At 53.1% G+C, this 23,952-nt stretch carries 25 protein-coding genes and 1 pseudogene; 20 read left to right on the top strand and 6 right to left on the bottom strand.

The genetic code is table 11. The annotated features are described in order from the left end of the window. Positions 1–24 precede the first annotated feature (24 nt). The 3 genes from FHS18_RS29655 (at position 25) to FHS18_RS29665 (ending at position 4,147) form a co-directional block, all read left to right on the top strand. Entirely contained in the window at positions 25–1,617 is a 1,593-nt protein-coding gene (locus tag FHS18_RS29655) for an ABC transporter substrate-binding protein (protein ID WP_183604026.1), read from the top strand. Between the two features lie 63 nt (positions 1,618–1,680). Further along, complete coding sequence (locus tag FHS18_RS29660; RefSeq protein ID WP_183604027.1) at positions 1,681–3,162, top strand: glycoside hydrolase family 32 protein; 1,482 nt, start codon at positions 1,681–1,683, stop codon at positions 3,160–3,162. A gap of 106 nt (positions 3,163–3,268) precedes the next feature. After that, entirely contained in the window at positions 3,269–4,147 is an 879-nt protein-coding gene (locus FHS18_RS29665) for an ROK family protein (RefSeq protein WP_183604028.1), read from the top strand. Between the two features lie 155 nt (positions 4,148–4,302). Here the strand turns inward: FHS18_RS29665 and FHS18_RS29670 are convergent, their stop codons facing one another. Then, on the bottom strand, positions 4,303–4,935 hold the full coding sequence (locus tag FHS18_RS29670; RefSeq protein WP_183604029.1) for a LysE family translocator: 633 nt from the start codon (positions 4,933–4,935) through the stop codon (positions 4,303–4,305). A gap of 243 nt (positions 4,936–5,178) precedes the next feature. Between FHS18_RS29670 and FHS18_RS29675 the strand changes: the two genes are divergently transcribed. From FHS18_RS29675 to FHS18_RS29690, 4 genes are all read left to right on the top strand, one after another. Continuing rightward, positions 5,179–5,739 carry a DMP19 family protein gene (locus FHS18_RS29675; RefSeq protein ID WP_183604030.1) on the top strand — a complete coding sequence of 187 codons (561 nt, stop codon included), beginning with the start codon at positions 5,179–5,181 and terminating at the stop codon, positions 5,737–5,739. Positions 5,740–5,909: 170 nt separating this feature from the next. Further along, positions 5,910–6,374: a GNAT family N-acetyltransferase gene (locus FHS18_RS29680; protein ID WP_183604031.1), complete on the top strand. Its 465-nt coding sequence runs from the start codon at positions 5,910–5,912 to the stop codon at positions 6,372–6,374. Positions 6,375–6,407: 33 nt separating this feature from the next. Next, on the top strand, positions 6,408–6,785 hold the full coding sequence (locus tag FHS18_RS29685; protein ID WP_183604032.1) for a YciI family protein: 378 nt from the start codon (positions 6,408–6,410) through the stop codon (positions 6,783–6,785). A 75-nt stretch (positions 6,786–6,860) separates the two neighbouring features. Continuing rightward, entirely contained in the window at positions 6,861–7,415 is a 555-nt protein-coding gene (locus tag FHS18_RS29690) for a DUF1697 domain-containing protein (protein WP_183604033.1), read from the top strand. An 86-nt stretch (positions 7,416–7,501) separates the two neighbouring features. Here the strand turns inward: FHS18_RS29690 and FHS18_RS29695 are convergent. Next, positions 7,502–7,945, bottom strand: a pseudogene (locus FHS18_RS29695) (helix-turn-helix transcriptional regulator); the annotation flags it as partial. 45 nt (positions 7,946–7,990) lie between these two features. Here FHS18_RS29695 and FHS18_RS29700 point away from each other — a divergent pair. After that, positions 7,991–8,188 (top strand): EamA family transporter, encoded by a 198-nt coding sequence (locus tag FHS18_RS29700; protein ID WP_246427998.1) that lies wholly within the window; start codon positions 7,991–7,993, stop codon positions 8,186–8,188. Between the two features lie 116 nt (positions 8,189–8,304). Continuing rightward, complete coding sequence (locus FHS18_RS29705; RefSeq protein WP_183604034.1) at positions 8,305–8,775, top strand: hypothetical protein; 471 nt, start codon at positions 8,305–8,307, stop codon at positions 8,773–8,775. 107 nt (positions 8,776–8,882) lie between these two features. Here the strand turns inward: FHS18_RS29705 and FHS18_RS29710 are convergent, their stop codons facing one another. Further along, the gene (locus FHS18_RS29710) at positions 8,883–10,223 is read right to left on the bottom strand and encodes an arabinan endo-1,5-alpha-L-arabinosidase (protein ID WP_183604035.1); all 1,341 of its coding nucleotides are present in this window, start codon (positions 10,221–10,223) and stop codon (positions 8,883–8,885) included. Between the two features lie 137 nt (positions 10,224–10,360). Between FHS18_RS29710 and FHS18_RS29715 the strand changes: the two genes are divergently transcribed. The 8 genes from FHS18_RS29715 to FHS18_RS29745 all read left to right on the top strand — a co-directional run bounded on the left by FHS18_RS29715 (position 10,361) and on the right by FHS18_RS29745 (position 16,003). Beyond that, positions 10,361–10,597: an S-layer homology domain-containing protein gene (locus FHS18_RS29715; protein ID WP_183604036.1), complete on the top strand. Its 237-nt coding sequence runs from the start codon at positions 10,361–10,363 to the stop codon at positions 10,595–10,597. Positions 10,598–10,897: 300 nt separating this feature from the next. Then, the gene (locus FHS18_RS35050) at positions 10,898–11,026 is read left to right on the top strand and encodes a hypothetical protein (protein WP_281378892.1); all 129 of its coding nucleotides are present in this window, start codon (positions 10,898–10,900) and stop codon (positions 11,024–11,026) included. A 170-nt stretch (positions 11,027–11,196) separates the two neighbouring features. Next, positions 11,197–11,745: a flavodoxin family protein gene (locus FHS18_RS29720; RefSeq protein WP_183604037.1), complete on the top strand. Its 549-nt coding sequence runs from the start codon at positions 11,197–11,199 to the stop codon at positions 11,743–11,745. 180 nt (positions 11,746–11,925) lie between these two features. Further along, positions 11,926–12,624, top strand: a complete 699-nt coding sequence (locus FHS18_RS29725) for a response regulator transcription factor (RefSeq protein ID WP_281378893.1) — start codon at positions 11,926–11,928, stop codon at positions 12,622–12,624. A 3-nt stretch (positions 12,625–12,627) separates the two neighbouring features. Next, positions 12,628–13,563, top strand: a complete 936-nt coding sequence (locus FHS18_RS29730) for a sensor histidine kinase (RefSeq protein ID WP_183604038.1) — start codon at positions 12,628–12,630, stop codon at positions 13,561–13,563. A 194-nt stretch (positions 13,564–13,757) separates the two neighbouring features. Then, positions 13,758–14,678 (top strand): ABC transporter ATP-binding protein, encoded by a 921-nt coding sequence (locus FHS18_RS29735; protein WP_183604039.1) that lies wholly within the window; start codon positions 13,758–13,760, stop codon positions 14,676–14,678. Beyond that, positions 14,675–15,373 carry an ABC transporter permease gene (locus tag FHS18_RS29740; RefSeq protein WP_183604040.1) on the top strand — a complete coding sequence of 233 codons (699 nt, stop codon included), beginning with the start codon at positions 14,675–14,677 and terminating at the stop codon, positions 15,371–15,373. The genes FHS18_RS29735 and FHS18_RS29740 overlap by 4 nt, the downstream gene beginning before the upstream one ends. Positions 15,374–15,379: 6 nt before the next feature. Next, the gene (locus FHS18_RS29745; RefSeq protein ID WP_183604041.1) at positions 15,380–16,003 is read left to right on the top strand and encodes a hypothetical protein; all 624 of its coding nucleotides are present in this window, start codon (positions 15,380–15,382) and stop codon (positions 16,001–16,003) included. 168 nt (positions 16,004–16,171) lie between these two features. On the opposite strand, the gene FHS18_RS29750 is transcribed toward FHS18_RS29745, so the two are convergent. After that, positions 16,172–17,002 (bottom strand): carbohydrate ABC transporter permease, encoded by an 831-nt coding sequence (locus tag FHS18_RS29750; protein WP_183604042.1) that lies wholly within the window; start codon positions 17,000–17,002, stop codon positions 16,172–16,174. Next, complete coding sequence (locus FHS18_RS29755) at positions 17,002–17,889, bottom strand: carbohydrate ABC transporter permease (protein WP_183604043.1); 888 nt, start codon at positions 17,887–17,889, stop codon at positions 17,002–17,004. Before FHS18_RS29755 ends, FHS18_RS29750 begins: the two co-directional genes overlap by 1 nt. A 153-nt stretch (positions 17,890–18,042) precedes the next feature. On the opposite strand from FHS18_RS29755, the gene FHS18_RS29760 reads away from it, so the two are divergent. The 3 genes from FHS18_RS29760 (at position 18,043) to FHS18_RS29770 (ending at position 22,937) form a co-directional block, all read left to right on the top strand. After that, entirely contained in the window at positions 18,043–19,857 is a 1,815-nt protein-coding gene (locus tag FHS18_RS29760; RefSeq protein ID WP_246427995.1) for a sensor histidine kinase, read from the top strand. 4 nt (positions 19,858–19,861) lie between these two features. After that, positions 19,862–21,484: a response regulator transcription factor gene (locus tag FHS18_RS29765; protein ID WP_183604044.1), complete on the top strand. Its 1,623-nt coding sequence runs from the start codon at positions 19,862–19,864 to the stop codon at positions 21,482–21,484. 130 nt (positions 21,485–21,614) lie between these two features. After that, positions 21,615–22,937 (top strand): type 2 periplasmic-binding domain-containing protein, encoded by a 1,323-nt coding sequence (locus FHS18_RS29770; RefSeq protein WP_183604045.1) that lies wholly within the window; start codon positions 21,615–21,617, stop codon positions 22,935–22,937. Positions 22,938–23,123: 186 nt separating this feature from the next. Here FHS18_RS29770 and FHS18_RS29775 read toward each other — a convergent pair whose 3' ends face one another. After that, complete coding sequence (locus FHS18_RS29775; protein WP_183604046.1) at positions 23,124–23,942, bottom strand: carbohydrate ABC transporter permease; 819 nt, start codon at positions 23,940–23,942, stop codon at positions 23,124–23,126. Positions 23,943–23,952: the final 10 nt, after the last annotated feature.

Genomic DNA, 23,952 nt, shown 5'->3' on the forward strand with positions numbered 1-23,952 from the left:
TACAGACAATGAGGAGGGTTTAGGTTGACACACACAAAGACAACCGCATGGATCGCACTATCCGCATTGCTGGCAGTGACAGGCTGCAGCAGCAACAATTCAGGCTCAAACTCATCATCCGATACTTCCGATTCCGGCAAGACGACGCTCCGTATTATGACGCAGAGCAATGTGCTCGCGCCGGCCGACCCGAACGAGAAGCTGATCTTCAAGCGGCTCGAAGAGAAGACGGGCATTCACATCGAGTGGACGAATTATACGAATGACGTCTTCGTGGAGAAACGCAACTTGGCGCTTGCGACCGGCGATCTGCCTGACGCGATCTTCGATGCGGGCCTTGGCGATTACGACATCTTGAAGCTGGCCAAAGACGGCACGATCATCTCGCTCGACGATCTGATTACGAAGATGCCGAACTTGCAGAAGGTGCTCGAGCAGGCGCCGCAGTATCGAGCCATGATGACGGCACCGGACGGCCACATCTACTCGCTCCCATGGATCGAGGAGCTTGGCGCAGGCAAGGAGAGCATTCATGCGGTGAACAACATTCCGTGGATCAACAAGGGGTGGCTGGATAAACTCGGACTTGCGATGCCGACGTCGACGGAAGAACTGAAGCAGGTGCTCATCGCCTTCAAGACGAAGGATCCGAACGGCAACGGCGTGGCGGACGAAATTCCGCTCTCCTTCATTAATACGAACGGCGGCAACGAGGACCTCGGCTTCCTGTTCGGTTCGTTCGGCGCAGGGATCAACTGGGATCTGACGCTCGTAAGCGATGACGGCAAGGTGAGCTTCGCGGCAAGCGAAGCGGGCTACAAGGAAGGCGTCAAGTATTTGCATGAGCTGTATCAGGAAAATTTGATCGATAACGAGTATGTTACGCAGGACTGGAATACATTTATTGCGAAGGGCAAAGAAGATGTTTATGGGCTATATTTCACGTGGGATAAAGCGAATGTGACGGGTATGGACAGCAACTTCGAGCCGATGCCGGCGCTGGCCGGGCCTGACGGCACGAAGAACGTAACCCGATCGAACGGGATGGGCTTCGATCGCGGACGCCTTGTCGTGACGAATGCGAACGAGCATCTGGAGGAGACCGCGAAGTGGCTGGACCACATGTACGAGCCGCTCCAGTCGGTGCAGAACAATTGGGGGACGTATGGCGATGAATCGCAGCAAAATATTTTCGAATTCGACGAGGCAGCCCAAATGCTGAAGCACCTCCCGTTGGATGGAGCTGCTCCGGGCGAGCTGCGCGGCAAGACGAGTGTCGGCGGACCGCTCGCCATCCTCGATTCCTATTATGGCAAAGTGACGACGAAACCGGACGATGCGGCATGGCGCATGGATATTCTGAAGAAAACGTACGTACCGGACATGAAAGCCGAGAATATCTATCCGAAGGTATTCTTCTCGCTGGAGGAACTGGATCGGCTCTCCGCGATCGAGACGGACCTGATGCCATACGTGCTGCGCATGCGCACCGAGTGGATGCAGAACGGGAAGGTCGAGGAAGAATGGGACGGCTACCTGAAGGAGCTGGATCGCTTGGGCCTGCAGGATTGGCTGTCCATCAAGCAAGCTGGCTATGACCGCAACGCGAGTCAATAATGACAAACACGACGCTATGATGAAGCTTCTTGCACAGAGGCAGCGCTAAAGGAGAGAGTTTTCATGACGGTTATCACGAATGAGCAATACCGCCCGGAATATCATTTCACGCCGGAGACGAATTGGATGAACGACCCGAACGGGCTAGTCTATTATAAAGGGGAGTATCATCTGTTCTATCAGCATCACCCGCAAGGCACGACGTGGGGGCCGATGCATTGGGGCCATGCGGTCACGACGGATCTGGCAAGCTGGGAGCATCTGCCGATCGCGCTCGCTCCTGACGAACACGGGATGATCTTCTCCGGCAGCGCGGTGGTGGATTGGCACGATACGACCGGATTCTTCGGCGGTAAATCAGGCCTGGTCGCGATCTTCACGCATCATGACCAGCAACCGGGCGCGGATCCGGCTAGACAAAGGCAGCGTCAAAGTCTCGCCTACAGCAAGGATGAGGGCCGTACGTGGATCAAATACGAGGGCAATCCGGTGCTCGGCCATGACAGTTACGTCGACTTCCGCGATCCCAAAGTATTCTGGCATCCGCAGACGGCGCAGTGGGTCATGATCCTGGCGACCGGCCAGACGGTCAGTTTCTATACGTCGCCGAATCTGAAGGATTGGGCCTTCGCCAGCGAATTCGGTGAGGGGATCGGCTCGCATGACGGCGTATGGGAGTGTCCGGATCTGTTCCCGCTCGCGGTGGACGGCGACCCGGCGAACGTCAAGTGGGTCATGTTCGTCAGCATCGGCGATGACCCGGCATTCGCGGAAGGGTCCAGAACGCAATATTTTACCGGCGCGTTCGACGGCAAGACATTCGTTCCCGATGAGGCGTCTCGCGAGATCCGCTGGATCGACTATGGTCGCGACAACTATGCCGGCGTCAGCTGGTCGGATGTTCCTGCCGAAGATGGACGCCGAATCTACGTCGGCTGGATGAGCAACTGGCGGTACGCGAACCAGACGCCTACCGAGGGCTGGCGCAGCGCAATGACGATTGCCAGAGAGCTGACGCTTACGGAGCGCGATGGCGCGGCGACGCTCATTTCGCTACCTGCCCGCGAGCTGGAGAATGCGAGAACGCCGCTTGTGGCGCTTAAGAACGTGGCTTTCGGCGAACTGCAGGCCAAGCTGGCCGGACTTGAGCTGGACAGCTATGAGATTGAAGTGGAGCTGCCGATTGGCGCGAACTTGGAGGCCGTGGGCCTTAAAGTCAGGACCTCAGCAGACGAGGAGACGATCATCGGCTACCATGCCGGCGCGGAGGAGCTGTACGTTGACCGTTCGCGTTCGGGCCGAAGCGATTTCCACAAGGATTTTGCCGGCAAGCACGGGGTGAAGCTCGCCAATACGGACGGACGTCTGCGGCTGCGCATCTATGTCGACCGTTCCTCGGTCGAGGTGTTCGCGGAGGATGGGCTTGCAGTCATGACCGAACTGATCTTCCCAGACCCTGAATCGAAGGGGCTAACGGTATTCGGCGCGGAGCCGAATGCAATTGTGTCGTCATTCGCTATTTATGAGATTGGCGGGAAGAAGTAAAATAGACTTGTCGGTTTAAGGGCAAGAATGGGATCAGGCTGCCGCTGGCAGTCTGATTCGTTTTCGCTCAGGCAAAAGTGAAAGTGAATCGAGGAGGAAACGAACGATGCGTATTGGCGCGATTGAAGCGGGCGGCACGAAGTTTGTCTGCGGGATTGGCAATGAACTTGGCGAGATTGAGGATCGGACGAGCTTCCCGACCGAAGCCCCTGAGCGTACGCTGGCGCAGGTGATCGACTATTTCAAGGACAAGTCCTTCGGCGCGATCGGGGTCGGTTCCTTCGGTCCGATCGATATTAACCCGAACAGCCCGACCTATGGGTTCGTAACGACCACGCCGAAGCCGGGTTGGAGCGGGTTCGATTTTCTCGGCGCGCTGAAGCGGCATTTTGACGTGCCATACGGCTGGGATACCGACGTGAACGCAGCGGCGGTGGGCGAAGCGACTTGGGGCGCGGCCAAAGGACTCGACAGCTGCCTCTACTACACGATCGGCACCGGCGTTGGCGTCGGCGTCTATGCCGAAGGCAAACTCGTGCATGGCTTGATGCATCCGGAAGGCGGCCATGTGCTGACGAGACGTCATCCGGAGGATGATTTTGCCGGCGTCTGCCCGTACCACGGCGATTGCCTCGAAGGCATGGCCGCAGGTCCGGCGCTCGAAGCGCGCTGGAAGGTCAAAGGCCACGAGCTGCCGGTCGATCACCAAGCGTGGGAGATCGAAGCGTTCTATATTGCGCAGGCTTTGTCCAGCGCAATCCTGATGCTGTCGCCGCAGAAGATCATCCTGGGCGGCGGCGTGATGCAACAGCCGCAGTTGTTCCCGCTCATCCGTGCGGGCGTACAGAAGAACCTCAATGGCTACGTGAATGCGGCGGAGATCGTGAAGAACATCGACAGCTATATCGTCGAGCCGGGCCTGGGCACGCAAGCGGGCCTAAGCGGCGCGGTCGCGCTCGGGATTCGCGCCTTCAACCAGGCATAAGCGAGGCGCAATGTTGTTGCAAGAAGAAAGGAATTCCGTCTGTTGGGCGGAATTCCTTTTTTTTTTATGTGCAAAGCCTGTTCATGAACGCTATCGTTCGTTGTCAATGAAGAAGAAGCCCTCTGCGATAGAAGGCCTCCTGAGAAGTGCATGCGTTATGCGGCTTTCGTTCTTAGCAATTTGATGCTCATCGCGATGAAGACGATGCCGGTTAATCGGTTGAGCATCGTGGACAATTTAGCGTTGCCTCGTAATTTTGTCGTTGCCATGGAAGAGAAGTAGGCCGTGATTAGACACCAGATGCCGCCCGTCAAGGTGAAGGTTAGTCCTAGGATGATGAATGGCAGCGGGTTCCCTGCGCCTGCCTCCGTATGAATGAATTGCGGAAGGAAAGCCAGGAAGAACAACGCGACTTTCGGGTTCGTGACGTTGGTGATCATCCCTTGCAGGAAGATCTTCCGGTTGCTTTGCTTTGCCAACGTTCGCTGTTCTTGAACGGTGCTCTTCGTTAGCAACATCCTGATGCCTAAATAGGCTAAGTAGATGGCGCCGGCAATTTTGATCACATTGAACAATAGCGCGGATTGCATCAATACGACGGATAATCCGAACGCCGCCAGTAACGTATGGACCACGACGCCGGCCGAAATACCGAGGGCGGAATACATCCCGGCCTTACGGCCTTGAGAGATGCTTCTGCTCACGATATACATGGTATCCGTGCCGGGCGTTAAATTGAGCAATAACGCTGTGAATACAAAGACTTCAAAGTTCATAATGCCGAACATGGTACCACTCCCCTCAACTCATCTCGCCAGCTGTTCGTTCTATCATAATGCATTTCCTACAGAATTCTATAAAAAATGTTGGCGGGATTGGTGAAAAAATGTGATAAGAAAGAAACGGACCTCCGCGATTCTGCTTCTTCTGCGGTATAATGGATTTATTTACATTTAGAGGACGATAGGTTAGTGGAATACCATGTTTTTGGAAGATTTGGGTTAGGCTAACTTGCATAGGTGAGGCGTATAATGGAAAATATCGGGGAACTAGTTCGAGGTTTATTACCAAAGGATGATCTGAGTACTTTATCATCAGAAGCTATAGTAGAACATATTGCGATGAACATGCATAAGAATGAGCTAGTTAAGCTACGCGATAGAGAGACTTTTGTCCAACTTCCCGTTGTACTACAAGACATCTTACTGTTACTGGATTTTGATATTGAACTTCAAATGAATGGAATTGTTGGCTTCTTAGAAAACTCAACTGGATTTTATCTTGAAGAAACGATTCAAGCTCTGAATCGTATTCGCGCAACCAAGGACTTCGAAATAATGACTGGTATAAAAAGGCTATTGGATTCAAAAGGAGTTACTCCTATGCATCTAAAAGAAAATGTAAATCAACTGTCCTTATATCAAGTAACGAACGTTGCGGTCACCCATGGTGATGATCTATCGGAAGTATTAGTTGAAATCGACGCTTATGCCGAGAACTTGTACCTTTACCGAGATAGTGACAATATATTTGATCTACTGTTTATTTATTTGCAAGAGAACAAAATTCATCTGTATAGCTATGCCAAATAGAATTATTCAACCGATATTATTCATTTCGGAATGGAGACAGCCGATCAAGTAGATCGGTTATTTCTGTTGTACGAAAGGCAAACGAGTTTCAGTTCGTGGTATTATATACCAAATACACAAATTGATGATGGAACTGGACGGACAGGAAATCGCAGAGGGGGGGGACGAGAATGACAAGTATACGCTTGGCTACCTTAGACGATGTCAATCAACTTGTGCAGATGCGCTGGGACTTTTCTATGGAGGATAATGGAGAAAGCGAGGCTAGCTTTGAGGAGTTTCACCGAATTTGCAGCGAGTTTCTGGTTAAGTCGCTTGAAGGCAGGGATTGGTATATTTGGGTTGCGGAAGTCGATAATGAAATTGTCGCGCACATGTATCTGCAACTCATCCATAAAGTCCCCCGGCCAGGTAAATCCCCGGATCCTTACTACGGTTATGTCACCAATGTGTATACGCGTCCTGCTTTTAGGAATCAGGGGATCGGATCCCGCATTCATCATGCAATGGAGAATTGGTCGAGAGAAAACGAGGTCGAGTTTCTCTTGCTTTGGCCAAGCAGCGAGAGCGTGAATTTTTATTCCATTAATGGTTTCTCCCGATGTGATGAAGCGATGGAAAAGCATTGGAGCTAAGCGGAGATTAAACCATAAGAAGGAGGAAGCGTTATGCTATTTATGATAATTGTCAAAGCCTCTCAAAATTCCGAAGCCGGAAAGCTCCCGAGCTCTGAGCTCAGGGAAGCCATGTCGAATTACAATGAGGAACTGGTAAAGGCAGGCGTGCGGGTTGCGGCCAAAGGGCTTCATCCAAGCGCGAACGGGATTCGTTTTTCATATCCGGAACCCGGGGGAAAGCCGGTAGTGACGGAGGGTCCGTTTGCGGATTCGCAAGAATTGATTGCCGGATTCATTCTGATTGACGTGCAGTCGAGGGAAGAAGCCATCGAGTGGGCCAGGCGGATGCCGGATCCGCAAGGAAACGGGGAAGGCCAGATTGAATTACGTCAAGTATTCGAGGCGCCGGAGCTGACCGAAGAAAGTTGAGTGATCTGTTCTCCCCGTTAAGAGGCGTTCCACGAGTGAACGGTACAATAAAGGCACACAATCCAGGAGGTAATTATGGTCTATACTGCTCTGCTGCGCGGGATCAATGTCGGCGGTAATAACAAAGTGGATATGAAACTGCTTAAAACAGCATTCGAACAAGCGGGTATGAACAACGTCATTACTTATATCAATTCGGGCAATATCGTATTTACAACCGCCGACCAAACCAAGAAGGAAATAGCGCGTATTCTCGAAGAAGCTATTCTGGGCACCTTCGGACTGCAGATCAAGGTGCTGGTGCTGAGTTTAGAAGATATGAAAAAGGTGCTGTCTGCACTCCCGGATTCCTGGACCAACGATGACAAAATGAAAAGCGACGTCCTTTTTTTATGGGAAGAGATCGACGACGAAACCATTCTCGAGAAGTTGACCTTCAAACCGGAGATCGAAACGGTGAAGTACGCGCCAGGCGCAATACTATGGGCGATTGACAAGGTTAACGTGAACAAAGGCAGCCTGTCAAAGTTGGTCGGTACGAAATTGTATCGGCAAATGACCATCAGGAACGTAAATACGACACGAAAAATAGTTGGACTGATGCTGGCAGCTGAAAAGCAACTTGTATAATGATTGTACTGTCTAGCATTGAATGAGAGAAAGCGTGAGAACCAATTCCGTTGTACCGCAATAGAAGGAGCGGGCTGGCATCCCTCTCAGGATGTAGTCCGCGCATTTCTTAGATGACGGTATTCCTTAGGCGTCATGCCGCCATGTTTTATGAATGATTGGATATAATGATTCACAAGATTGAACCCGACACGCTGGGTAATTTCCGTTATCGTATATTCTGTAGCTTCCAACAACTCGCAACTCCTCGTCATGCGGTATTTAACCAGGTAGAGGTAGGGGGTCATATGGATGCTTTTCTTGAAACTGCGCGTGCACTCCGAAACGCTCAAATGCGCGGCGTCTGCAATTTCTTTCAACGTGATCGTGTCCGAATAATGCTGACGGATGAAGCTGAGCATCACTTGCAGTCGCTCTTGTTGGCGTCTGTTGTGTTTGGCCGACTCTTCTGAAGATAAGGATAGATTAGAGATAAGAATTAACCACAACTGCACCGTCTTAATGGCAATCTCATACTGCCACCCCCAGCTGATGTTGGCATTATCCCGACGATATTCGGCCAATATATTTTCAACCTGTTATTAAAATCATTAGGGGCGACGACCGTCTCGGTCGGCATTATCGGAGAACCTGTGCTTGCGATCGTTCTTGCGTATCTCGTATTGGGTGAAACGATTACTTCGTTTCAGTTATTAGGCGGTATGATCACGGTTTTTGGGCAAAATCGGCTAAGTACAAGGTTCAAAGCAGCCACGACTGATTCACCAGAATAGGAAGGAGGTGGCCGTGAGGTCTTCCCTTATTCTATCGTTCAAGCTGGAACCTTCTTCCCGTATGCTTCGTTATACAGGAAAAGGATAATTCTGGAATAGAATAAGGAGGGGAGGCTTTGGAGGTCATCAACCATGCGATTAAGCGTCGTTCTCACGTTCCAATGATAGTCCTGAGGTTGTTTACGATTGCGATCTTACTGTTCAATATGTCGATCATGATGGACGACATGTCTGATTTCTGGGGTATGTTTGTTTTTGCGACGTTAGTCATTGGCGTGCTTCTATGTATGGTCATGATCCTTGCTTACCTGTACCAGGCTTCCAAGAGGGCTACGGGTTTGCAGCTCTATCCTGATTCGCTTTGCATTAACTCGCGTACCATGAGAGCGGAAGACATCAAGGTCATCTTGACAGAAGGGTATTTCAAGCCTGTCATCGGCATTCTGCCGCAGGGGCGAAAACTCACACCGGTCGACATGGTGTTCCGTTTCTCCGAGGATGAAGACAATGGGATCGCGGATTTAAAGGAATGGGCGCAACGGAACCAGGTGAAGATGGTGAACAAAACAATTAAGACCTGGATCTAGGTTGGTTCCAAAAAATCGAAGCTGCCGTATTATGGGCAGCTTCGTTTGCGTTACCGGATCGCTGGGCTGTCCGCTTTACGTCAGACAGTCCATGGTGCTATCGGCTCCTAGCTATTAAGCTTCTTCGCCCAGACGGCGACGCCGAACTGGTCCTTGCCCGTCATAGCAAGTGTCGGTTCGCCGCGCTGCCAATCCCATGCCGGCGTGAGTTGCAACGTCTCGATAACATTGCCGTAACGGATGACAATGCGCGTCTCGTCAATGGCTTCCCACTGACCGATGATGGAGCAGCATTCGAACTTGCCGTCCGCCGCTAACGTCATCGGTACCGAATTGAGCACTCCTTGCGGAACGGAAGGGGCCAATTTGATACGCTCATAGTCGCCGGAGAGTGAATCCTTGGCAATCGGCTGCGTCTTCTCGCCGGCATAGCGCTCCGGATTGAGCACCGGCCAGCCGTCAGGCGTCCAGAACATTTTGTAAATATGCATGGTGGAGATCTGAGGCGTCCGGAAGTCATGCTCGCGGATATGGCAGGCCAAATACCACTCATTATCGGCGTCGCGCAGCACCGAGTTGTGCCCAGGGCCCATATAGCCTTGGCCGTCGCCGAAGCGGTAGCCGCAGGCAATCATGAAGCCGATCTCGTTGCGATCGTCTTCCGGATCGGTCAGATCCCGGCCGTTCGGATCGTAATAAGGGCCGGTCAGCGATGTGCTGCGTCCGACGCGTATGTTGTAGTCGCTCTTAAGCGATCCGTAAGAAACGAACAAATAATAAAACCCCGTATCCGGATTAAAGCGGATGTAAGGTCCTTCGATGGCGCCATCGGCCCATTGCGGCCGGCGTGCGATACAGGTGCCGATGCCTTCTTCGGCGGCAAGTCCGGTCTCCGGGTTCAGCTTCAGAATGTGCATGCCGCCCCAGAACGAACCGTACGCCATGTAATGTTCGCCTGTCGTCTCGTCTGCGATCAAGTTGGCGTCGATCGCGTTGACCGTCGAATCGTGGCTGGTCTTCAGCACGACGCCTCGCGGTATAAAAGGTCCTTCGGGTCCATCGGCAACAGCGAGGAATATATTCGATTGCCGCACGCCCCATGTCGAGTTCGAGCAGTAGAGCCGGTATTCGTCCCCGACCTTGATAATGTCGGGTGCCCATATGCCTTCGTCGCCGACCCAATCCAACGATTCCTGCGGCGGCTTCTCCACGACTTTGCCGATATTCTCCCAGGTGATCAAATCGGCCGATCGCCGAGCGGTCGCTCCTGTGCAGTACGTGTAATAAAGACCCGATACAGGGTCGCGGAAGAGGGCTGGATCGTGCGATCCCCATAAGCTGAATTTGTCCGGCTCGCTCGGTTTCTCGCCTGGCAGGAACACCGGTTTGGCGATCTGCGCGGGCGGCGGGCTCGGATAGGTGATCTCGGCTTGCTTCAAGTCTGCCATCGTTATCCCCCTTGGAAATCTGAATGTGAGTAATGGTGAATTATCGTTCTGATCTATTCATACTACAAATATATTAATATATTTGCAATGGTATTTACTATTATGTTAATGATAGAAAAGCGAAGAAGACCGGCAAGATGCCGGTCTTCTTCGTGCTACATGTCGTGCTACATGTCGTGAGCATTGCGGATGTGCAGACGCTGGCGCAATTCAAGGATGCAGGTTCCATTAGCGGGTATGCGAAAGAGGCTGCCTCATTGCTGGCCGATGAAGGCGTCATGCAAGGCGACGGCAACCATAACTTCGCTCCGAAGGCGCCGGCTAACCGCACGCAAGCGGCCGTTGTGCTCAGCAAGCTGCTGAAAGTCAGCTAAGCGGAGCAAAGGAGAAGCGATTCGCAACATAGGGACGAATGCCGGCTATGCACAAACGTACACGCATTTCGTTCGTTTGCTTCATCTAATATATAACCGCCACCGACCATCTGTTCATGATGAATGTTCTCCTTAATCGTTAGTTGTCTTGTATTTGAGCATCCTGTTGTTGAGGGATGCTCTTTTTTTTATGTCAGGCCGCTTGTTCGAAATAGGCGCTCAGTGCCGTATATCTGTCCATACCCTTCATGTGTCTCCCACATATATTACATTATCTAAAGCCTGAGGGGAGGGACTCCAATGAGCGGTTATGTAGGTGGATACGACGGAGCTTGTGGCGTAAAAGGATACGGTGGGTTCACTTCTGCTGGTCTGATCCTTGTTCTGTTCATCCTGTTGGTCATCGTTACCCGTTCCTGGTTTTTCTAATATAACTTGGACTTAACTGACCGAAGACTCCCTTATTGTGAGGGAGTCTTTTTCATTGTGTTTTGTCTGTTTCAGAATAAAGGTAAAAAATGGTATCCGTCGAATGAATACAGTCAGTCATTGTAATAGTGGATTACATAGAATCCAAAGATCAAGGAGGCTAGATCTAGATGAAGATTGCCATCGTATATGGAGGAACAAGAGCGCACGGAAATACGGAGATGTTGACCGAACAAGCGGTCAAAGACTTGCATGTGGACCGTATTTTTCTTAAAGAGTATCGCATTCAGCCGATTGAGGATCTGCGTCATACCGAAGAAGGGTTCCATGATATCGATGATGATTACAATTCGGTCATTGACCGCGTGCTAGAGGCGGATGTTCTCGTATTCGCGACACCGATTTATTGGTACGGGATGTCTGGATTCATGAAGAATTTCGTTGACCGATGGTCTCAAACGTTGCGAGATTCGAATCGTCCGCGTTTCCGCGAGCAAATGAAGGGCAAAACGGGGTATGTGATTGCCGTCGGCGGCGATCAGCCATTGCTGAAAGGACTCCCGCTCGTGCTTCAATTCCAACATATCTTCGAATTCTTCGGCACTCAATATGGCGGTTATGTATTAGGCGAGGGCAATCGCCCAGGAGCGATACTCGAGGATCGGGAAGCCATGCGTAAAGCGGAACTGCTGAATGCGGTATTGAAGGAGAGGGTTTAAACATAGTGACTAAGTGAACGGAGAACTTACGTGAAGGTGATCAGGAGCAGAGCTGCCGCGGCGGTTCTGCTTTTTGATTGTTCATCGGTGCAGGCAAGGGTGCGAATGGTAAATTATTCTATACTGACGGGGAGGGATATGATATGTTGGGAAAAAGATGGATACGCAGGAGGCGGTGACATGACTAAGCGAATCCTGCTCGTTGAGGATGACGTGGAAATCAGCCAGTTGATTACAAGCCATCTCACCTCGGAGAATTACGCCGTTCGCACGGCCTATGACGGCGAGGAGGCCGCGGCAAAGTTTCAACAGGAGCCGTTCGATCTGGTCTTGCTCGATTTGATGCTCCCGAAGGTAAGCGGCATGGAGGTGCTGAAGCGCATTCGGGCAACGAGCACGGTGCCCGTCCTGATTATCTCGGCCAAAGGCAGCGATCTCGATAAAGCGCTTGGCCTGGGCTTCGGTGCGGACGATTACATAAGCAAGCCGTTCTCAATGATCGAATTGACGGCCCGCGTGCAAGCGGCGATTCGAAGGGCCACGCAGTATACGCAGCAAGAAAGCGCGCCAGTCGCCCCGCCTACGCTATCGTTCAGGGATCTCCTGCTCGATCTGCATACGTTCTCCGCGACCGTCCAAGGGAAGAGCGTACAGCTCACCGCCAAGGAATTTCACATATTGAAGCTATTCCTTACCCATCGCAACCGGGTGTTCACCAAGGAACAGATCTATCAGCTCATCTGGGAAGACGATTATTATGGGAACGAGAACGTTATTAACGTGCATATCCGGCGGCTCCGCGAGAAAATCGAAGAGGATCCGTCCGCCCCGCAATACATTCGGACGATATGGGGCATCGGTTACAAGATGGGTGAGTAGCGCATGGTCATTCTGCTAACGATCGTTATTGTCATTATGGCCGCAATCATTAGCTGGCAGTTCTATGCCCGCAGTAGAATGAATCGCGATCTTCATGAGATCTCGAACAAGATCGCGGACATCATCGCACATGAAACGGCGGAGAAGGTGCTGGTTCCAACCGGCCAGGAGACAATCCGTCAGCTCCTCATTCAAGTGAATCGGCTGCTGGATTATAACCAGAAGGTTATCGCGGATTATGCCCGGGCCAAGAGCAGCCAGCGGAAAATGATCTCCAACATGTCCCATGACCTGAAGACGCCGCTTACCGTCATTCTAGGCTATACGGAGAAATTGAATCAGGGGCGAGGGTTGACCGAGCAAGAGGAGAAGCAGATCACCGAGCGGCTGAACGATAAAGTAAACAAGCTGATCGCCTTGCTCAATCAATTCTTTGACCTCGTCAAGCTCGAGTCGGACGATTATGAAATCCCGCTGCATAAAATTTCGCTAAGCGAGGTCTGCCGGCAAAGCGTGCTGGAGTATTACGATCTGCTGCTCGCGCACAATCTCCGAGTAGAGCTGGAGATTCCGGAGCGTCCCTTCTATATCCTCGGTAACGAGCAAGCCATGCACCGCGTCTTAAGCAATCTGATCTCCAATGCCATTCGCTATGGCCGTGACGGAGGCGTTGTGGGAGTCACCGTGCGGGAGGAAGGCGAGTATGTCGCCGTCGACGTATGGGATCGCGGACGCGGGATTGCCGAGCTGCATCAGGAACGCGTATTCGAGCGGCTCTATACGTTAGATGACGCCCGCAATCCGCAATTTCAGGGCAGCGGCCTTGGCTTAAGCATCTCCAAACGGTTGACGGAGGAGATGAAAGGAACGATCCGCTTGAGCAGCGTACCGTTCCAGCGCACGGTTTTTACCTGCCTGTTCAGGCCTTTAACTTACTAAGTTGCTTCCGGAGATGTTCAGCTGCTGCCGAACATCTTTTTTGTTGCGAGGCATGAAGCGACTGCGCGGCTGGCTGGCCATTTCTTAAGAAACATGTAAGGAAAGGGAAAGAAAAAACTCGATTCTCCGATCTATGATAGAAGTATCAAGAAACAAGCGAAACTTGAAAGTCGCGAAGGAGGCTGAAGCACCACATGCATGCGGTCATTCAGACACACAAGCTGGCGAAAGCCGTCAAGGGAAGAACGATTGTATCGGATGTCGATCTAACCGTCAAACAAGGCGAGATCTACGGCTTGCTTGGACCGAACGGAGCCGGCAAAACAACGGTAATGAAGATGCTCACCGGACTCATCATTCCGACCTCCGGCGAGATCATGTTGTTCGGCAAGAAGCTGAACGAAAGCGCCAAAGAAGGGCTGAAGCGCGTGGGGAGCATTATCGAATACCCGATCTTCTTCGAACATCTGACGGCTATGGAGAACCTGCAGCTTCATTGCGAATATTTGGGCTTCTATGACAAGAGGGCGATCCGTCAAGCGCTGGATTTGGTTCAGCTGAAGGACATCGAAGACAAGAAGGTGAAGCATTTCTCGCTCGGCATGAAGCAGCGCCTGGGGATTGCGCGAGCCGCGATCACGAAGCCGGAGCTAATAGTGCTGGATGAACCGACCAACGGCCTTGATCCGATCGGAATCAAGGACATGCGGGACCTGATTCGAACGCTCAACAAGGAGTACGGCATTACGTTCCTGCTGTCGAGCCATATATTAGGGGAGATCGAGCAGGTAGCGGATCGCATCGGCGTCATTCGGAACGGTCAACTGGTCGATGAGGTCACCTTGTCGGACATCCGGCAGCAGCGGACCGACTATATCGAGCTCGTCACCTCGAACGTGCAGCGAACCGCGTTTTTGCTCGAGCATGAGCTTCATATGGCGAATATCAAAATCGTCCAGGAGAACAAGATCCGAATCTATGACGAAGGCGTATCGGTCGGCCAGATCAGCAAGTTGCTCGTCTCGCAGGATATCGATATCGAGGAGATCCAGAAGCATACCAGCACACTGGAGGATTACTTTTATCATCAAATCCAAGGAGGGGATCTGGCATGATCAAGCTGATCGAGCTGGAATGGAGGAAGCTGGAGCGCAAGAAGGTCATGGGGGAGGTCGTTATCTATCTGGCGATCCTCATGTTCTTGCCGGTATTCCTCCTGAAAGTGGCATTTGCCGATATGCCGGAGGTTCCGTTCGGCAACAGCTATGCCGAAGCGATGGGGCTGATGCTGCCGATTCAATTGGGATTCATTCTGTTCGGCGCTTCGCTGATCAATCATGTCTTCATCGAGGAGTATAAAAATAAAACGATGGCGCTGTCGTTCGGCTATCCGCTCAGCCGGCAAAGACTCGTGATGGCGAAAACGCTGTTCATCGCATTGGCCGTCTTCGCCTGTACGCTCGTATCGTTCGTGCTCGCCGGGATAACGACCTATCTCTTCGACCTGGCGATCGATGTCATTGAAGGGACGCCGACGGCTGCCGACCTGATGACGTATGCGGTACGAATGGTTCTGCACGCAGTCGTGGTCGCGCTCGCCTCCTTGGTCCCGCTATTCTGGTTCGCGATCTGGAAGCGGGCAGTGATTCGAACGGTCATTTGCGCGATCTTCCTCATGCAGCTCCCTAATTTCCTCGGATTGCTGCGTATTACGCTGAATCCGGATTTGCTCTATGCCATCTTCAGCTTACTCGGCGTAATCAGCGTCTACCTATCGGTGAAACTGGTGAATCGGTTGGGGGATTTATAAAACGTCATGGGGTCCATCATTCCGGAACGTCATCCAGATATTCCGGTTTTCGATGGATTAAAGCCATTCCGTAATGACTATCGAGTAGATGGCGATCGTTGGCGGGAAATCTATGACTTCTACCTGGAAGAGCTACCCAAACAGGGGTGGACAGCAGACTATGAGCAAGCGTTCGGCGATCATGAGGCGGGATCAATCAATGAACCGGGAGGTTTCATGTCTCGTTGGCGCAAAGATGGATTCGACCGGGAGTTATGGATCTGGGCTTCCTATAACACACTAGAGGATCGAACGGAGGTCACTTACGACAAACACCCGATCAATACGGCTTCCACTTGGATTCAGGAGGCTCCTTCCCAAGTCTGCGTTTCCTACGCTACGGATTTAGAGGACTGTAACCCGATTACGGAACAAAGCCGCATAGCTGTTCTTGTCTCTCTCATTAATAGCGCCATTGATTGGGAAGAGGCTAAAGAGCCTCGTGCACATACAAGCATCATCGAGCTTGGCAAGCTAGAGGTTAAGATACTGTATGAGGGCGATCAAGAAATCTACCTGGTATCGAACAATGGCACCAAGCTGATGAAGCCGGAGCACGAACTCTTCGAAGCGGCCGGAATTGTAAGATAGAGATAGTTCCCCGAACAACAGCGGTTGGAAGAATATTCGAATGCGTAGTGGATTGGTAACTGTCACCACACCTTTTCAAAGAAAAAGAGGCGTCCCGACCGTCATCTATGATGACATTTGGGACGCCTCTTTCCATGTGGTCACGTTATTTAAGGTACCGATCAAAGATCAGCCTTTCACCGCTCCGGCAACGACGCCTTTCACGATATACTTCTGCAGCAGGATGAAGACGATGATCGAAGGCAGGACGGCCATGACCATCGCGGTCATCGCATATTGCCAATCCGACGTATATTGGCCGACGAACGTATACGCAGCCAGCGTCAGCGTCTTCGTCGAAGGCGAACCGTTCACCATCAGGAGCGGCAGCAGGAAGTCGTTCCAGATCCACATGACGTCGATGATAATAATCGTCGTCGTCACGGACTTCAGCAGCGGGAAGATGACAGTGAAGAACAGGCGGAAGCCGGAGGCGCCGTCGATCTTGGCGCTCTCGTCGATTTCCAGCGGAATGCCTTTGACGAACCCATGATAGATGAAGACGGCCAGCGGGGCGCCGAAGCCCCAGTACAAGATGCCGAGCCCCCAGGTGCTCTCGGACAGATGCAGATCCTTCGCCAGTTGCAGCACGGTGAGCATGATGGATTGGAACGGGATGAGCATCGGCATGATGAGCAGCATGTAGATGAAGGAGCTCGCTCGCGTCTTCGTCCGACCGAGCTTGTACGCGGCGATGGACGAGACCAGGACGATTCCGGCCAGGCCGAGCACCGTAATGATCGCGTTATTCAAGAACAGACGGGGATAATCGATGAAATCCCACACGTACGAATAGTTGGTGAACGACAGCTTCGACGGCAGCGCGATAACGTCGGTCATGACCTCCTGGAAGCTTTTGAACGAGTTGAAGATGGTCAGCAAGAGCGGGTAGACAAAGACGACCGACAGGAGGACCATGAAGACTTCGAGTACTAGACGACCAGCTTTATTCGGCTTCATTATGCCTCAACCTCCCTGCGTTTGAAAATCGTAAGCTGTACGATGGTGATCAGCAGCACCGCTACGAACAGGATGAGCGCTTTGGCCGTACCGTAGCCGTATAGGTTATTCTGGAACGTGTCGCGGTAGATGTCATAGGCGACGCTGTACGTTGTGCCGCCCGGACCTCCGCCGGTGAGCGACAGGATGACGTCGAACACCTTGATGGAGTTCGTGAGCGCCATGAACACCGAGATCGTAATCGACGGCGCGAGCAGCGGCAGCGTGATGCTGAAGAACCGGCGGAACGGACCGGCTCCGTCCATGACGGCGGCTTCCTTCAGATCCTCCGGCACCGACTGCAAGCCGGCAATGTAGATGACCATGTAGAAGCCGACCGATTGCCAGATCGAGACCCCAAGCACCGAGACGAAGGCAAGCCCGGGCTCGCCGAGCCAGCTAAGGCCGAAGACGCTCCAGCCGGTGCTGGCGCCGAGCGATTCGAAGCCTTGCATGAAGATGAATTTCCAGATGAAACCGACGATGACCAAGCTCAAGATGTAAGGCGTGAAGAAGGCGGCCCTCAGCCAGGCGGTCGACTTCAGCTTCATATCAAGCACGAGCGCAAGCAGAATCGCGAGCACATTCACGAGAATGATATACAGCACCGCGTACTTGAGCGTGAACCAGGCCGAGGCGGCGAAGTTCGCGTCATGGAGGAAAATTTGCTTGAAGTTGTCGAGCCCCACGAATGTCGGATGTTTGGATATTCCGTTCCACTTGGTGAGCGAATAACGGATCGTCATGACGAACGGGATGTAGAAAGCAACGGCTACACAAAGGAGCACCGGAAGGGTGAAGAAGCCGAATTCGAACTTATCGCCCCATTTTCTACCTAATCTGCGCATTGAGCACCTCTTTGTATTATGACTTTGCAACGGGATGGTTTTCGATATAATGGATTATAAATTGTCGGGCCGCTTGCCCAGAATGGACGAATGAGGACAGTTAAGGGTAAAAAGGTGAACTGTGCACAAGGGAGAAAAGGAGGCCGTTAGCATATGATCATGGCACGCATCCGAAAAGGCTTCGCGGCCATTGCCGACCGGGCGACGCGCAGGTTGGTCAATAAGCTGATTCTGCTGTTCACGACGATCATCGTGCTCGTCGTCGGATCGCTGACGATTATCTCGTATCAGATGACGCAGCGGGAATCCGTCGAGAGCAGCATCAAGAGCACGACGAACAATCTGTATCTCGTGAACAAAAATATCGAAGGCTACCTGGCCGGGATCGAAGTGCTGTCCCAGCCGCAGCTGCGCTATGACGAAATCATGCATGCGATCAAGAATGAAGCCGAGGACTACGCTTCTCGCCAGTATCTCGAGAATTATCTCCGCGATCTGTTCTTCTCGCGCAGCGATCTGGAAGCCATCTACTTCTATCTCGTGAATGAGGACAGGTATTATACGATCTATCGCGAAGCGTACACGATCTCAAGCCGAACGGGAACGGACGCGGAGATTACGGGGCTGAACTGGTACAAGCAGATGATGCAGAGCAAGCAGAACCGAGCGTACCAGTCGTTCCTGACAGCCGGCGAGGAAACCGGGTATGCGGTGAACACCGAGCATGTATCCATGGCATTCCATAAGGTGCTGCGTTCCATTGCGACCCGGGAGCCGCAAGCCGTGCTGTCCTTTTATTTCAACCCGAAGTCGATGGAGGCGATGATGAAGGACGTGCCGCTAACCGAAGGCGAGCATGTGCTGCTGCTGGATCCGTCACATAAGTTGTTTTACGCGGATGATCTACCGTTCTACGCCGATGCGGCCGATGCAGAGTTAACGACGCAGCTGACGAGCAACGTGGAGGCGCAATTCAACTGGGACATGGAGGATGAGCGGTATATGGTCGTCCATAATGCCGGTCAGGTGGAAGGCTGGTCGCTCGTGAAGCCGATCCCGTACCGCGAAATCTATGAAGCGGCGACGAAGACGCGGAACGTGAGTTACCTGATCGGCGTGCTGTTCCTCGTCATTGCCGTAATCCTAGTCGCGCTTACCGCCAATGCGATCACGATGCCGCTGGGCCGGCTATCGGTCCAGATGCGCAGGTTCAGCGAAGGAACTTTCGATGCCGCCGCCCCGGTCAAAGGGCGCGACGAGATCGCTTATTTGACGAGAAGGTTCAATCACATGGTGGTACGGACGAACGAGCTCATCAACGAGCGGTACAAGATGAAGCTGGTCGAGAAGAATGCGATGCTCAAAGCGCTGGAGGCGGAGATTAACCCGCATTTTCTGTACAATGCGCTGCAGGCGATCTCGACCAAAGCGTTGAAGGCGGGAACGGACGACGTCGCGGACATGGTGGATGCGCTGGCCTTGACGCTGCGCTATTGCATCAGCGGCAAAGATATCGTCCAAGCCCACGAGGAGCTGCAGCATATCGAGCGATATCTGGCGCTGCAAAAGGCGCGGTTCGGCAGCCGGCTGCATGTGGTTACCGAGTGGGACGGCATGCTGCATGACCTGCGGATTCCGAAGCTGTCGCTGCAGACGCTGGTGGAGAACGCGATTAAGCATGGCGTCGAGCGGGTGTCTAGCCCCGTAACCGTGCTGATTCAAGCGCGGGCGGAAGATGAGCAGGCGGTCATCGTCGTGGAGGATGACGGTCCTGGCCTTACCCCGGCAAGGCTAGCGGAAGTGCAGCGCCAATTGGCAGCCGGATGGGACGAACGGGAGACCGACAGCATCGGACTGCATAATTTGCACACGCGTCTGAAGCTGCTATATGGGGACACGGCCAATTTGACGATTGAAGCCAAGGAACGCGGAGCGCGATTGACGATGACTTTGCCGCGAGGAGGATGACAGCATGGTGACGGTATTGATTATTGATGATGAGGAGCCGGTCCGGGAGGCGATCCGCATACTGGGGAACTGGCAAGAGCTGGGCGTGACTAATATTCTGGAGGCGGCCGATGGCAAGCAGGCGCTCCGGATGCTGGAGCAATATAAGCCGGATCTCGTTATGGTCGACATGAAGATGCCGGAGATGAACGGCGTCGAGTTCCTGCGCGTCGTGGAAGAAGAATACCCGGACTTGATGACGATCGTAATCAGCGGCTACAACGATTTTGAATTCACGCATCAGGCGATCCGCTCGAAGGTTGTCGATTATTTGCTCAAACCGGTTAACCGTAAGGAGCTCAATCAGGCGCTTCGTAAGGCGGTCGATGTGCTCGAAGCCAAGCGCAAGAGCAAGAGCGAGCTGATTAACCGCAATATTGCGCTTAACATGTCGCTGCCGAAGCTGAAGGAGAAGATCTACCTGACGATCTTCGACCGGAGCTTCAAGAAACAGTCGAATGAGGCGTTCCTGCCGCTCGTTAACGGAGACAAGAGTACGGGCCATTATTTGACCGCGGTGCTGCGGGTGATGAATTTTAATGCGGTATGTGCAAGGCGGTTCAGTAAGGAAAGTACATTGCTGCAATTCGCCGTCGCCAATGTGCTGAGCGACGTATCCGGCGAGCGGCTGCAAGCGTTCAGCTTCGCCGATCCGAAGCGGGCCCGGGAGATGCTCGTCGTCTATTCGACGACGGATGGGTATGCGGAGGACTTGGCGTTCAGCGCGGCAATACTGGTGAAGAAAGCCGTATCTACGTTAGCCGATCTGTTCGGCATGCAGACGGTGAGCGGTATCGGAGCGCCAAGATCGGAACTGATGGAGCTTGCGGATTCGTATGAGGAAGCGATGGCTGCACTTAACCGACACAACTTGCTGGAGTCTGGTACGGCAGCAGCCGCCGCCGGGAAGGAAATGCGCAGCACGGCGCTCGGCAGCCGGATTGCGATGATCGGCGGGGCGCTCGAAGCGGGCAATGTCCAACAGGCGAAGGGCGTCCTTGCGGATTATCTAAGCCACATGAAGCAATCGGATTATGTCAGTCTGGCGGAAGCGGACTTGCGTCTGCGCGAGCTGCAGATGCTGCTGAGCGACCTTGCCGTGGAACGCGGCACTGCGGCCGATCAACTGCCTGCGGCGGGCGCAAGCGGCGGCGAGAGCGGACAAGGACCGGACTTCGCGGATTTCCCGCAATTCGAAGCCGCGATGCACCGCATTCTGGAGCAGTACAGCGAGCTGATCCGTCAGGGCGCAGCCGGCAACCGGCCTTTTCATATCTCGGACATTCGGGATTATATCGACCGCTATTACTTCGAAGACATCAAGATTACGATGTTCACCGAGAAATATTACTTGAGCCGCGAGTACCTTATGAAGCTATTCAAGCAGCAGTATGGCGTCGGCATTCATGAATATATGCAGAAGGTGCGCATGGACAAGGCGAAGGAGCTGCTCCTGGATCCGAACCTCAAGATCCAGGAGATATCGGAGATGCTGGGCTATAAGGACAAGAACTATTTCAGCAAGGCGTTCCGCAATTATTACGGTCTGTCGCCTTCCGAGTTCAGAACCAATCCGGCCTCGGTCTAACAGAAGGCTCATTTGCGGAGGACACTTTTTTACCCTTAACACTTCACTTATGTGCATTCGTTTTGCCCGCCGCTTTCATTACAATAAGCATCGTAAGCTCAACCGACTACGAAAGCAGGGGGCTCAAGACATGAAGAAAAAAATGATGGCGCTGTCCATGAGCATGGTCATGACGGCAGCACTGTTGTCCGCTTGCGGCGGCAATAACAACGCAGGAGGAGCGAACGCGAACGCCAATGCCGGAACGGCAAACGGCGAGGCAGACGCGTCCAAGCCGGTTACGATCAATATGTTTACCGCTTCGCCGGAATATACGCAAGCGTTCAACGCTTATATCGAAGAGTACAAGAAGGTTAAGCCGAACGTGACGATTAACCTCGAGATTATGCAATCCGACTATAACACGGTGCTCAAGTCCAAAATCGCGGCCGGCAGCACGCCGGACGTGTTCCAGACGACGGCAGGCGGCGATATCGATACGTTCGCCGAATACAGCGCGGATCTGACGAACGAACCGCTCGCAGCCGCGATGACGGATGCCGTGCGTTCGAATATGTCTTCGAGCGACGGCAAAGTGCTTGGGTTGCCGGTGAAGGGCAATCTGTTCACCTTGATCTATAACAAGAAGTTGTTCGCCGACGCAGGCATTACGGCAGCGCCGAAGACGACCGCCGAGCTGGAGGATGCGATCGCGAAGCTTGAAGCGAAAGGCGTTACGCCGTTTGCGAACGCGTACAAGGAATGGTGGGTATGGAAGCATATCTTCCAACATTTCGTAGACGCGGCAGCGCAAGATGCGGGACAGAGCGCGCAAGATCTCGTGAAGGCGTTCATCGCCGGCGAGACGACGTTCAAGGATCATCCGGCGTTATACGATAACTTCTTCAGCTTCATCGACACGACCGTGGCGCATGGCACGACTAAGCCGCTCGAGCGCGACAGCAATGCTCAAGTGAGCGATTTTGCCGCCGGCAAAGCCGCAATCTTGACGGGCAAAGGCGCATGGGACGAGGAAGCGATCAAGAAAATCGCGCCGGACTTCGAGCTTGGCATCATGGGCTATCCGGTGAGCGACAAGGCCGAACAAGCGCAGATTATTACCGGCGCCGACCAAGCGCTGCGCATTAACAAGGATTCGGCTGTCGCGAAGGAAACGATCGAATTCTTCAATTGGCTGTACACGTCCGACTACGGCAAGAACTGGTTCTCCACGGTGGCGAAGGTTATCCCGCCGATCAAGGATGCGCCGCTGCCGGAACTCGATATGCCGAAGCAAATGGATGAGATCCTGAAGACGGAGCAATCCGGCGATCTCTCCGTCAACTACTCGCTCGATACGTTCCACCAGAAGTTCGGCGAGATTATGCAAGCCTACATCGGTCAGACGAAGACGAAGGACCAAGCCGTCGAAGAGATCCAGCAAGCGTGGATACAGCTCGGTTCGGCGCAATAATAAAACAATCGCAAAAGACTCCTGTCCGGAATGGGCAGGAGTCTTTTGGCTACACGCTATCGACGGGCGAGTACCCGATCGGCATCGCCATACGCCGATTCTGTTGTTTTAATAGCCAAAGCCGCTTAGAACAGACCTCTTCGTCTCTTCTAAACGGCTTTGGCTCTTTGTTCGGACAACGCGGCGTTACTTAATCCCGAATCGGATGAACGAGTCCACGATCTGCCGGCGCAGCACCAGATAGATGAGCAGGATCGGCAGGCAAGAGACGGTCGTGGCCGCCATCAGCGAGCCCCACATGTTGGAGTCGGAGTTCACGAACAGCTTGAGCCCGATCTGAATCGGCGCATTCTCCATCTTCTTCGTGACGAGCATCGGCCACAGGTATTCATTCCAGGCGTTGATGAACTGGATGATGCCGAGCGAAGCGACCGTCGAGCGCGTGTTCGGCAGGATGAGGCGCGTCAGGATGCCCCAGTCGCTGAGCCCGTCGATGCAGGCCGCTTCGATCAGCACGCCGGGGAACGATTGGAACGACTGGTACAGCGACAGAATCGCGAACGTCGAGACGCAGAAGGGCAGCACGATGCCGAGCCACGTTTCGTTCAGCCCCATGTCGTTAATGAGCACATAGTTCGGGATCATGATCGCCTGGAACGGAATAAGCCAGGTGACGCTGAGCAGCGAGAAGATGAGCGCCTTCCCGCGGAAGCGCCAGCGGACAAGCGCATAGGCGGCGAGCAGGCTGGTCGTCAGCTGCAGCATCGTCATCATGATCGAGATGCCGAAGGAATTGACGATCATGCGGACGATCGGCATTTGCGTGAACGCATATGTATAGTTGCCAAGCGTCGGCTTGAGCGGAATGATGCTGGACGTGAAAATTTCCGATTCGTTCTTGAGCGAGGAAATCGCCATCCAGTACAGCGGGACGATCGCAAGGACGCACATCAGTACGAGCGCCCCGTGCCGGAAGACGCTTGCGATCGAGAAGCGTTTCGTCATGGCTTAGGAA

The organism is Paenibacillus phyllosphaerae (assembly GCF_014192105.1).
GTDB lineage: Bacteria > Bacillota > Bacilli > Paenibacillales > Paenibacillaceae > Paenibacillus_Z > Paenibacillus_Z phyllosphaerae.